Origin of the sequence: Paraburkholderia bryophila (genome assembly GCF_013409255.1) — a bacterium.
Classification (GTDB): domain Bacteria; phylum Pseudomonadota; class Gammaproteobacteria; order Burkholderiales; family Burkholderiaceae; genus Paraburkholderia.
This window is the reverse complement of the sequence record NZ_JACCAS010000001.1, coordinates 3,133,122-3,145,622: the sequence shown is the minus strand read 5'-3', so window position 1 is coordinate 3,145,622 and position 12,501 is coordinate 3,133,122. Positions and strand designations below refer to the sequence as shown.

Sequence of the window (12,501 nt, the reverse complement as noted above, 5' to 3'; positions counted from 1 at the left end):
TCAACTCGCCACGATCGAACGACGCTGCCAGACGCCGGCAACAAACGCGACCTGCCCGTTGCCGTCGGAAAGCGATGAACCCAGGTCTTGCAACTCGATCCAGCTGCCGTTGGCAACGCGTGTAGCAAGACGAAACGAAATGTGAGCGGGCGCATCCGTCGTCACCCATGCATGGGGACTCCAACGATCACGCAGGCACTCACGGTCGAGCGGATGGACGCAAGCGAGGACCCGCTCGACGTTGGACAGAGACTCCGCGGGGTAACCAAGCAGCCGCTCCACGTCGCCACGCCATTGAACAATCTGCGTACGCGAATCGATCGAATAGGCGATCAATACGCTGCCCGCGAGGGCGAGTTCGATTTCGGTGCGCCACTGATCGGCCTGGAGATGGGCGTGTGTTTCAGCGTCGCGCAACGCGTGCACGATCAACACCAGCATCGCCGATACGCCGACGTAAAGTTGCGCCTGCAGCAAGGACGAAGAAGCCGAAGCGGACGGCAACGCGAACGGCCCTTCCCCACCTGCGGTGTGGCCGAGGCAGATCAGCGTCAGCACAAATACGGCGAGCGTTCCGCCCCGTGCGCCGCCAACGATCGAGACGATCACGACGCAGAACATCGGCAAATAGATGGGGTACGTGATGCCCGCCGCTTCGAAGCGCTGCGTCGCGGCTCCGTCGAAGAGCCACCATGTCAGCGCGACCATCGTGGCAAATGCAACGCCGCCGACCGTCTCACGCCGCCAGTTGGACGGTGCCGATCGCTTTGGCCGGAATTGCGCCCATACCGCGAGTAACGGCATCGTGATGCATACGCCGACAAAGATCGCTGCGCTCCATTCGCGAAACGGCAGCATGAACGGCATGCCCTTTGTCAACGAGAAGTAGAACGCACCGCCGCCGCCCAGAAGGACAGCGTTCACGACCGCCGCAACGATCACGGCACGCAATAGATCGAGACCTTGGAGCGGCACATGCGTCCATCGCACGACAGCCGACGCGATCAACGGGGCGATCCCGGCCAACGCGCCGAGAACAAGCGACGACGGCACGTCGCGGCCGCCAAAATGCGATAGCACGGTTTGCACCAGCGCGAATGCAACGGCAAGACGACCGCTGGCGCTCGTGCGCGATAGCAGCATGGCCGCGAGACTCACGCCGGCCGGCAACCAGACATAGGGCGCAAGAGCGGCCGTCGGGACATTGAACTGTCCGGACAGGACACCTGCGGCAACATAAAGTCCCACCCACAACGCCGTATCGGACAACGGCAACCTACGCACCTCGACAGCGTTCATTCGACCACCAGGCAATGCCGATGCGACGCGTGCTGAGCGTGCGCATCGAGCGGGTTAGCGTGATGTCGACGCGATGTTTCGATTGATTGATGCCATATCGCGACGACGGCCCCTTATGCTAGGGAAGGTGATCGTCAGTCAACATGGGAGGACTCTGAAATGCCGAGCGGCGGCACGGAGACCGTTAAGAAAACCAGTCGAGCCTTCCATGATGCCGCTGTTCAGATACGCACGGATCAGCCCGATTACACCAGCATCATCAATGCGTTTCTGTAGACGGTCGATCAGGATGTCGTGATTGACCCGATCGAAGAACTTCCCCAGATCAACGTCCACCACGATTCGCCGACCCGACTGCACGTACGACTGCGCGGCAAGCACCGCGTCGTGCGCACGACGCCCGGGCCGGAAGCCGTAGCTGTACTCGCTAAATGTGGGGTCCAGAACTGGCTGCAGCACCTGCAGTAACGCCTGCTGGATCAGCCGGTCCGTTACCGTCGGGATGCCGAGCTCGCGCTCGCCACCATCCGGTTTCGGAATCGTCACCCGTCGTACCGGACTGGGCCGGTACCTCCCCTTGAGCAACTGTTCACGAATCGCGGGCCACGCCGTCACCAGATGACGCGCAGTCTGGTCAATGTCCAGACCGTCCACGCCAGCGGCTCCCTTGTTAGCCCGTACCCGTTTGAACGCCCGCTTCAGGTTCTCTCGCGTCAGCGCCGCTTCCAGCAGCGCCGACCCTGTGTCCCCGGATTCATGCCGCGGGCAGCAGGCTTCGTCGCTCCCGGGTACACGCGCAGCTTCACCGCGCGCTACTCCCGTTCGCCCCGTTTGCACGGGCATCTGACGCAATACCTGCCGCATCGACATGACGATGGACACTCCTTCCCGTTTGGTCCTTCGTCACCAGCCTCAGCCTCACCGGCCTATCCTGTGACTACTATGACCGCTGCTGACTTCCCGCTCCGGCTCGACGCCGTTGCCCTTTCAGGCATGAGACGGGACCTCCCCAGGTAAGAACGCACTCCTTCACTGCACAACCGCCGGATCTACGCCACCGCCCCTTGATCACGAGAGCTTTGCGATTTCTGGCCCGCTCGCCCTGGTCGGTAACGCCTTCTATCCGGTTCTTGTCCATCGGCTCGCAGTTTCGCTCCACGCTTCCTCCCCACGATCGGTCACCCTCTCGCAGTTGCGCTTCGCTGTGATCAACTTGCGGAGGGACTCCCACCCTCTGGAGTGCGCCCATGCTGGGCGCACCAAAAAAAAACCGCCCGGTCGAAACCGGGCGGTTTTGTCAGCGTTCAGTGAAAGCGGCTTTCGCCGCCCGCACTTACTCGCCGGAGTGCTGCTGTTCGGCAGCCGGAGTTTCCGGTGTACCGAATTCGAACGACTCTTCCGCTGCGATCTGGTCGAAACGCTCGCGGTCGGACAGTTCCTTGCTCTTGCGTGCCTTGTGGAACGCGAGACCCGTACCGGCCGGAATCAGACGGCCGACGATCACGTTTTCCTTCAGACCACGCAGGTCGTCGCGCTTGCCCATGATCGCCGCTTCGGTCAGCACGCGGGTCGTTTCCTGGAACGATGCCGCGGAGATAAACGAATCGGTGGACAGCGACGCCTTCGTGATACCGAGCAAAACGTTTTCGTACGTTGCCGGGATCTTGTCTTCCGCCGCCATCCGGTCGTTCTCGTCGAGCATATCCGAGCGCTCAACTTGTTCGCCCATGATGAAGCGCGTATCACCGTTGTCGACGATCTGCACGCGACGCAGCATCTGACGGACGATCACTTCAATGTGCTTGTCATTGATCTTCACGCCCTGCAGACGATACACGTCCTGCACTTCGTCCACGATGTAACGCGCCAGCGCTTCGACGCCCTGCAAACGCAGAATGTCGTGCGGATCAGCCGGCCCGTCGACAATCATTTCGCCCTTGTTGACGACCTGACCATCGTGCACCAGAACCTGCTTTTCCTTCGCGATCAGGAACTCGTGCTGGTTGCCCTCGAGGTCCGTGATAACGAGACGCTGCTTGCCCTTCGTGTCCTTACCGAACGACGTCGTGCCCGTGACTTCCGCCAGAATGCCGGCGTCCTTCGGCGAGCGCGCTTCGAACAGTTCGGCCACACGCGGCAGACCACCGGTAATGTCACGCGTTTTCTGCGATTCAACCGGGATCCGTGCGAGCACTTCACCGACCTGCACTTGCTGACCGTCCTTCACGGTGATCAGAGCGCCGACCTGGAAGCCGATCTGCACCGAGTGCTCGGTGTTCGGGATCTTGACTTCGTCGCCGTTCGCGTCGAGCAGCTTGACCTGCGGACGCACCGTCTTCGCAGCTTGCGAGCCACGACGCTTCACGTCGATCACGACCAGCGTGGACAGACCCGTCACATCGTCGATCTGCTTCGCAACGGTCACGCCTTCTTCGACGTTTTCGAACTTCACCGTACCGCCCCACTCGGTGATGATCGGACGCGTCAGCGGATCCCACTGCGCCAGTTGCGTGCCCGCCTTGATCTGCGCGCCGTCGAGTTGCAACAGCGTCGCGCCGTACGGCACCTTGTGACGTTCGCGCTCGCGACCGTGGTCGTCGGTAATCATCGCTTCGCCCGAACGCGAGATGACGATCTGCTCGCCCTTCGCGTTGGTGACGTAACGCATCGTTGCCGTGAAACGCACCGTACCGTTCGACTTCGCTTCAACCGACGAAGCCACTGCCGCACGCGACGCCGCACCACCGATGTGGAACGTACGCATCGTGAGCTGCGTGCCCGGTTCACCGATCGACTGAGCAGCGATCACGCCGACTGCTTCACCGACGTTGACCGACGAGCCGCGGCCCAGGTCGCGGCCGTAGCAGGCTGCGCACAGACCGTAACGCGTTTCGCAAGTCAGCGGCGTACGCACGCGCACTTCGTCGATGCCGAGGCGTTCGATTTCTTCGACCGCGTCTTCGTCGAGCAAGGTGCCCGTTTCGTACAGCGTTTCTTGCGTTTCCGGATTGACGACGTCAGCCACCGTCACGCGACCCAGGATACGGTCACGCAGCGCTTCGACGACTTCACCGCCTTCGACCAACGCCTTCATGGCGACGCCGTTGGACGTACCGCAATCGTCCTCGACCACCACCAGATCCTGCGTCACGTCGACCAGACGACGCGTCAGGTAACCCGAGTTTGCCGTCTTCAGTGCCGTATCAGCCAGACCCTTACGTGCACCGTGGGTCGAGATGAAGTACTGCAACACGTTCAGGCCTTCACGGAAGTTCGCCGTAATCGGCGTTTCGATGATCGAGCCGTCCGGCTTCGCCATCAGGCCACGCATACCGGCCAGCTGACGAATCTGAACTGCGGAACCACGAGCACCCGAGTCCGCCATCATGTAGATGGAGTTGAACGATTCCTGACGCGTTTCGTTGCCGTCGCGATCCGTAACCGGTTCCGTCGACAGCTGTTCCATCATCGCCTTGCCAACCGCTTCCGACGTTGCCGACCAGATGTCGACCACGTTGTTATAGCGCTCTTGCGACGTGACAAGACCCGACATGTACTGACGGTCGTATTCCTTCACCTTCTTCGCGGCGTCGCCGACGATCTGTTCTTTCTGCGGCGGCACGAGCATGTCGTCGACGCAGATCGAGATACCAGCGCGTGTTGCCAGACGGAAACCCATCTGCATCAACTGGTCGGCGAAAATCACCGTTTCGCGCAGACCGCACTTGCGGAATGCGGTGTTGATGAGACGCGAGATTTCCTTCTTCTTTAGCGGCTTGTTCAGCACCGTGAACGGCAGACCCGGCGGCAAAATTTCCGACAGGATCGAACGGCCGACGGTCGTCGCAAACAGCGAGATCTTCGGCACGAACGCCGGCGCACCTTCCGACTTGTCTTCGTTGTGGACCATTTCGGTGATCCGAACGTTGACGCGCGAGGCCAGCTCGACTTCCTTGTTCTCGTACGCACGCAGCGCTTCCGAGACGCCGGTGAAGGTCAGGCCTTCGCCCTTGGCGTTCACTGCTTCGCGGGTCGCGTAATACAGGCCCAACACGATATCCTGCGACGGCACGATCGACGGATCGCCGTTGGCCGGGAACAGAATGTTGTTCGACGCCAGCATCAGCGTGCGCGCTTCCATCTGCGCTTCCAGCGACAGCGGCACGTGAACAGCCATCTGGTCACCGTCGAAGTCGGCGTTGAACGCCGCGCAAACGAGCGGATGCAGCTGGATTGCCTTACCTTCGATCAGCACCGGCTCGAAAGCCTGAATGCCAAGACGGTGAAGAGTCGGCGCACGGTTCAGCATGACCGGATGTTCGCGGATCACCTCTTCGAGGATGTCCCACACCACCGGCGTCTGGTTCTCGACTTCCTTCTTCGCAGCCTTGATGGTGGTAGCGACACCCATCACTTCGAGCTTGTTGAAGATGAACGGCTTGAACAGTTCGAGCGCCATCAACTTCGGCAGACCGCACTGATGCAGCTTGAGCGTCGGGCCGACCACGATCACCGAACGGCCCGAATAGTCAACGCGCTTACCGAGCAAGTTCTGACGGAAACGACCGCCCTTACCCTTGATCATGTCAGCGAGCGACTTCAGCGGACGCTTGTTCGCGCCAGTCATAGCCTTACCGCGACGACCGTTGTCGAGCAGCGAGTCGACGGCTTCCTGCAACATCCGCTTTTCGTTGCGGACGATGATTTCAGGCGCCTTCAGCTCGAGCAGACGCTTCAACCGGTTGTTACGGTTGATCACGCGGCGATACAGGTCGTTCAGGTCCGACGTCGCGAAGCGGCCGCCGTCCAGCGGCACCAGCGGACGCAGTTCCGGCGGCAGCACCGGCAGCACTTCGAGCACCATCCAGTCAGGCTTGATGCCCGAACGCTGGAAAGCCTCGAGCACTTTCAGGCGCTTCGCGTACTTCTTGATCTTCGCTTCCGAACCCGTGTTCTTGAGTTCGGTGCGCAGCATCTCGACCTGTTCATCGATGTTGATCGCGCGCAGCAGCTCGCGAACGCCTTCCGCGCCCATCTCGGCACGGAATTCGTCACCGTATTCTTCGACCTTGTTGTAGTAATCCTCTTCGGTCATGATCTGCCGCGCTTTCAGCGGCGTCATGCCCGGATCGATCACTACGTATGCTTCAAAGTACAGCACGCGTTCGATGTCGCGCAGCGTCATGTCAAGCACCATGCCCAGACGCGACGGCAGCGACTTCAGGAACCAGATGTGCGCGACCGGCGAGGCCAGTTCAATATGGCCCATCCGTTCGCGACGCACCTTTGCCAGCGTCACTTCGACGCCGCACTTCTCGCAGATCACGCCACGGTGCTTCAGGCGCTTGTACTTGCCGCACAGACATTCGTAGTCTTTGATCGGCCCGAAGATCTTCGCGCAGAACAGACCATCGCGTTCCGGCTTGAATGTCCGGTAGTTGATGGTTTCCGGCTTCTTCACTTCGCCGAACGACCACGAACGGATCTTGTCTGGCGACGCCAGACCGATCTTGATCGCGTCAAAAACTTCGGGTTGTTGGACTTGCTTGAATAGATCGAGCAGAGCTTTCATTGCCTTCTCTCCGTAGTCCGATTAGTTGCGGTCGAGGTCGATGTCGATACCCAGCGAGCGGATTTCCTTCACCAACACGTTGAAGGATTCCGGCATGCCTGCATCGATCACGTGATCGCCCTTAACCAGGTTCTCATACACCTTGGTCCGGCCTGCCACGTCATCCGACTTCACCGTCAGCATTTCTTGCAGCACGTACGATGCGCCGTACGCTTCGAGCGCCCACACTTCCATTTCACCGAAACGCTGGCCACCGAACTGAGCCTTACCGCCCAACGGCTGCTGCGTCACGAGCGAGTACGGGCCCGTGGAACGCGCGTGCATCTTGTCGTCGACCAAGTGGTGCAGTTTCAGGTAATGCATGTAGCCGACCGTCACCGTACGTTCGAACATCTCACCCGTGCGGCCGTCGTACAGACGAACCTGATTCTTCGACGGCGTCATGCCGAGGTTCTTCGCGATGTCGTCCGGGAATGCCAGATCCAGCGCGCGCGACATTTCTTCTTCCGTCGCACCGTCGAACACCGGCGTAGCGAACGGCACGCCTTCGCGCAGGTTCTTCGCCAGCTCGACGATTTCGTCGTCGGTGAAGCTGTCCAGCTCTTCGGCGCGGCCCGACTCGTTGTAGATCTTGGTCAGGAATTCGCGCACTTCAGCAATCTTCGCCTGACGTTGCAGCATTTCGGCGATACGCCAGCCGAGGCCCTTCGCGGCCCAACCCAGATGCACTTCGAGAACCTGACCCACGTTCATCCGCGACGGCACGCCGAGCGGGTTCAGAACGACGTCAGCCGGACGGCCGTCGGCCATGTACGGCATGTCTTCGATCGGAACGATCTTCGACACGACACCCTTGTTACCGTGACGGCCGGCCATCTTGTCGCCAGGCTGCAGACGACGCTTGACCGCCAGATACACCTTGACCATCTTCAGCACGCCCGGCGGCAGTTCGTCGCCTTGCGTGAGCTTCTTACGCTTTTCTTCGAACGCCAGATCGAACTGGTGACGCTTCTGTTCGATCGAGTCCTTGATGGCTTCGAGCTGTGCCGCCGATTCTTCGTCCGCGAGGCGGATGTCGAACCAGTGGTAGTGATCCAGATCTTGCAGGTAAGCCTGGTCGATCTTCGTGCCCTTCGCGAGCTTCTTCGGACCACCATTCGCGACCTTGCCGTCGAGCATACGTGCGAGACGCTGGAACGCGTCGCCTTCCACGATGCGCAACTGGTCGTTCAGGTCGAGGCGATAGCGCTTCAGTTCATCGTCGATGATCTGTTGCGCGCGCTTGTCGCGCTGAATGCCTTCACGCGTGAACACTTGCACGTCGATGACCGTGCCGCTCATGCCCGACGGCACGCGCAGCGACGTATCCTTCACGTCCGAAGCCTTTTCACCGAAGATCGCGCGCAGCAGCTTTTCTTCCGGCGTCAGCTGGGTTTCGCCCTTCGGCGTGACCTTACCGACCATCACGTCGCCTGCTTCGACTTCCGCGCCGATGTAGACGATGCCCGACTCATCGAGACGGCCGAGTTGCACTTCAGCCAGGTTCGAGATGTCGCGCGTGATTTCTTCCGGTCCGAGCTTCGTATCGCGAGCTACGACGTTCAGTTCTTCGATGTGGATCGAGGTATAGCGGTCGTCAGCAACCACCTTCTCCGAGATCAAGATCGAATCTTCGAAGTTGTAGCCGTTCCACGGCATGAACGCGACCAGCATGTTCTGGCCGAGAGCCAGTTCGCCGAGGTCGGTCGATGCGCCGTCAGCCAGCACGTCGCCACGCGACACGATGTCGCCGACCTTCACGATCGGGCGCTGGTTGATGTTCGTGTTCTGGTTCGAACGCGTGTACTTGATCAGGTTGTAGATGTCCACGCCGACGTCGCCAGCAACGGCTTCATCGTCGTTCACGCGAATCACCATACGGCCTGCGTCGACATAATCGACCACACCGCCGCGGAATGCCTGAACCGTCGTACCCGAGTCGACTGCTACCGTGCGTTCGATACCCGTACCGACCACGGCCTTTTCAGGACGCAGACATGGCACAGCCTGACGCTGCATGTTCGAGCCCATCAACGCGCGGTTCGCGTCATCGTGCTCGAGGAACGGAATCAGCGATGCTGCCACCGACACGATCTGCGACGGCGCCACGTCCATGTACTGGATGCGGTCCGGCGTGACCATCAGCGTTTCGCCCGCTTCACGCGACGACACCAGCTCGTCGGTCAGGGAACCGTCGGCAGCCACTGCCGCGTTCGCCTGAGCGATCACGTAACGGCCTTCTTCGATCGCCGACAGATAGTCGATCTGATCCGTCACCTTGCTGTCCACAACCTTGCGATACGGCGTTTCGAGGAAGCCGTATTCGTTCAGGTGCGCGTACAGAGCGAGCGAGTTGATCAGGCCGATGTTCGGACCTTCCGGCGTTTCAATCGGGCACACGCGACCGTAGTGAGTCGGATGCACGTCGCGGACTTCAAAGCCGGCGCGCTCACGCGTCAAACCGCCCGGGCCAAGTGCCGAAACACGGCGCTTGTGGGTGATTTCCGACAGCGGGTTCGTTTGGTCCATGAACTGCGACAGCTGCGACGAACCGAAGAACTCGCGAATCGCCGACGAAATCGGCTTCGAGTTGATCAGGTCGTGCGGCATCAGGTTTTCGCTTTCGGCCTGGCCGAGGCGTTCCTTCACAGCACGTTCGACACGCACGAGACCGGCGCGGAACTGGTTTTCCGCCAGTTCGCCGACGCAACGCACACGACGATTGCCCAAGTGGTCGATATCGTCCACTTCGCCCTTGCCGTTACGCAGTTCGACCAGGATCTTGATCGTCGCGAGGATGTCGTCGTCTTGCAGCGTCATCGGTCCGATGATCTCGTCGCGACCCACGCGACGATTGAACTTCATACGACCCACCTTGGACAGGTCGTATGCGTCTTCGCTGTAGAACAGACGGTTGAACAGCGCCTCGACCGCTTCTTCGGTCGGCGGTTCGCCCGGACGCATCATGCGGTAGATCGCGATACGTGCGGCCATCTTGTCCGCGGTTTCGTCGATACGCAGCGTCGACGAGATGTACGGACCTTGGTCCAGATCGTTCGTGTAGAGCGTCTGGATGTCTTTGATCTTCGATTCGCGGAGCTTTTCGAGGACGGTTTCGGTGATTTCGTCGTTCGCGTTAGCGATGACTTCACCGGTGTCGCCGTCGACAACGTTCTTCGCCAGCGTGCGGCCGAGCAAATAGTCTTCCGGTACCGAGATGAACTTGGTCTTCGCGCTGTCGAGATCGCGAATGTGCTTCGCGTTGATCCGCTTGTCTTTCTGGACGATCACGTTGCCGTCACGGTCCGAGATGTCGAAGCGCGCGACTTCACCACGCAGACGCTCCGGCACGAATTCCATCTGCGCGCCTTCCGGCATCAGCGTGAAATTGTCGAACACGAAGAAGTTTGCGAGGATCTGTTCCGGCGTGAGGCCAATTGCCTTCAGCAGGATCGTGACCGGCATCTTGCGACGACGGTCGACGCGGAAGTACAGCACGTCCTTCGGGTCGAACTCGAAGTCGAGCCACGAACCGCGGTAAGGAATGATACGAGCTGAAAACAGGAGCTTGCCCGAGCTGTGCGTCTTGCCCTTGTCGTGTTCAAAGAACACGCCCGGCGAACGGTGCAACTGCGAAACGATCACACGTTCCGTGCCGTTGATGACGAACGAACCGGTCGGCGTCATGAGCGGAATTTCGCCCATGTAGACTTCCTGTTCCTTCACTTCCTTGACGACCGGCTTGCTCGGCGATTCCTTGTCGAGCAGCACCAGGCGCACTTTCGCGCGCAGTGCCGAGCAGTACGTCAAACCGCGCTGCTGACATTCCTTGATGTTGAATGCCGGCGGCGACAGCATGTAGCTGACGAACTCTAGACGAGCGAAGCCATTATGCGAAACAATCGGAAAAACGGAAGTAAACGCAGCCTGCAGACCTTCCGGCTTGCGTTGCGTGGACGACGTGTCTGCTTGCAGAAACGTGCTGAATGATTCAAGCTGGGTAGCCAGCAGGAAAGGTACTTGGTGAACGATGGGGCGCTTCGCAAAACTCTTGCGAATACGCTTCTTCTCGGTGAAGGAATATTGCATACGATCTCCGAATCACGGCGGGCATTGTTGTCGAGGCAGGATACCTTGATGAGACAACCCGAGTGTTCACCGACTGAGACCCGATGGCCGTCCGATGGCCTGAACGAGCCTAGAAGCTTGGTGGTTGGCCGCTACCAACCGCTGGCTGACGGCAGCGGATGCCTGTGTTGCCCGCTACCCGACCAAACTTGCCTTCTGCAGTCGCTTCAGAAGACAAAGAGAATCGCCGGTCAATATTGCCGATAGGCGGTTTTCTTTGACTTCTGGGAGTCACATTCTTGCCGAAAATGCCATGCAAAAACGTGGCCCCCACAAAGCACAAAAAGGCCGGCGGTGGAAAACCGCCAGCCTTCGCACAACGCGCTGAAACTTACTTGATTTCAGCCTTCGCGCCGGCTTCTTCCAGCTTTTTCTTGGCTTCTTCCGCAGCAGCCTTCGGTACCGCTTCCTTAACAGGCTTCGGTGCGCCGTCGACCAAGTCCTTCGCTTCCTTCAGGCCGAGACCCGTCAGTTCACGAACAGCCTTAATGACCGAAACCTTGTTCGCGCCGATTTCCGTCAGGTTGACCGTGAATTCGGTTTGCTCTTCAGCAACAGCCGCAGCTGCGCCTGCCGGGCCTGCCACTGCAACTGCAGCTGCCGACACGCCAAACTTTTCTTCGAACGCCTTAACGAGCTCATTCAGTTCCAGAACCGACATCGAGCTTACTGCCTCGAGGATGTCATCTTTTGCGATTGCCATTTGAAATACTCCTAAATTGAATTCGGATACAGCCAGCGATCAATCACGCTCGACTGAAGTGCGTTAAGCAGCGGTTTCTTCGCCTTGTTTCTTTTCTGCCAGCGCGGCCAAAGCGCGCGCAAAGCCGGAAACAGGTGCTTGCATAACGTACAACAGCTTGGAGAGCAGTTCTTCGCGGCTCGGGATGTTTGCCAGCGCTTGCACGCCAGCCTTGTCCATCACGTTGCCTTCGTAGGAACCAGCCTTGATGATCAACTTGTCATTGGTTTTGCCGAAGTCGTTGACGACCTTAGCAGCAGCAATTGCATCTTCCGAGATGCCGTAGATCAGCGGACCAGTCATCTGCTCTGCCAGCGAAGCAAACGGGGTACCTTCGACAGCGCGACGCGCCAGCGTGTTTTTCAACACGCGAAGGTAAACCTGTTGCTCACGCGCTTTCGCGCGCAGCTTGGTCAGATCGCCAACCGCGATTCCACGATACTCAGCCAGAACCACGGTCTGGGCTTTCGCGACTTGCGCGGCAACCTCAGCGACGACGGCCTGCTTGCTTTCTTTGTTAAGTGGCACGGTTAACCTCCAGATTCGATACACGCAGCGTGCGCCTTGTGTACCGCGTTCAATAACGGCGTCCGACCAGTCAGGAGTATTTCAACCGCCCGACACCCGCATTGCTGCAGGTATCAACCAGCTTCATCACTACAAAACCTTTTCGGGTTCGCCATCTGCGTTGGCTTTACATTAAGGACTCGCCTACCTGATG

The 12,501-nt window shown here is 59.5% G+C and carries 5 protein-coding genes and 1 pseudogene; all 6 read right to left on the bottom strand.

Annotated features, from left to right (window positions below; genetic code table 11):
* The 6 genes and pseudogenes from GGD40_RS13965 to rplJ all read right to left on the bottom strand — a co-directional run bounded on the left by GGD40_RS13965 (position 1) and on the right by rplJ (position 12,308).
* Positions 1-1,299, bottom strand: coding sequence for an MASE1 domain-containing protein (locus tag GGD40_RS13965; protein WP_179707963.1), 1,299 nt, complete (start codon positions 1,297-1,299; stop codon positions 1-3).
* A 201-nt stretch (positions 1,300-1,500) separates the two neighbouring features.
* Positions 1,501-2,169: pseudogene (locus tag GGD40_RS13960) on the bottom strand (reverse transcriptase domain-containing protein); the annotation flags it as partial.
* Between the two features lie 463 nt (positions 2,170-2,632).
* Positions 2,633-6,871 (bottom strand): DNA-directed RNA polymerase subunit beta', encoded by a 4,239-nt coding sequence (gene rpoC, locus GGD40_RS13955; protein WP_179707960.1) that lies wholly within the window; start codon positions 6,869-6,871, stop codon positions 2,633-2,635.
* 21 nt (positions 6,872-6,892) lie between these two features.
* Positions 6,893-10,999, bottom strand: a complete 4,107-nt coding sequence (rpoB, locus tag GGD40_RS13950) for a DNA-directed RNA polymerase subunit beta (RefSeq protein ID WP_179744019.1) — start codon at positions 10,997-10,999, stop codon at positions 6,893-6,895.
* A gap of 370 nt (positions 11,000-11,369) precedes the next feature.
* Entirely contained in the window at positions 11,370-11,741 is a 372-nt protein-coding gene (gene rplL / locus GGD40_RS13945) for a 50S ribosomal protein L7/L12 (protein ID WP_179707955.1), read from the bottom strand.
* A 63-nt stretch (positions 11,742-11,804) separates the two neighbouring features.
* Positions 11,805-12,308, bottom strand: a complete 504-nt coding sequence (rplJ, locus tag GGD40_RS13940) for a 50S ribosomal protein L10 (RefSeq protein ID WP_134961602.1) — start codon at positions 12,306-12,308, stop codon at positions 11,805-11,807.
* Positions 12,309-12,501: the final 193 nt, after the last annotated feature.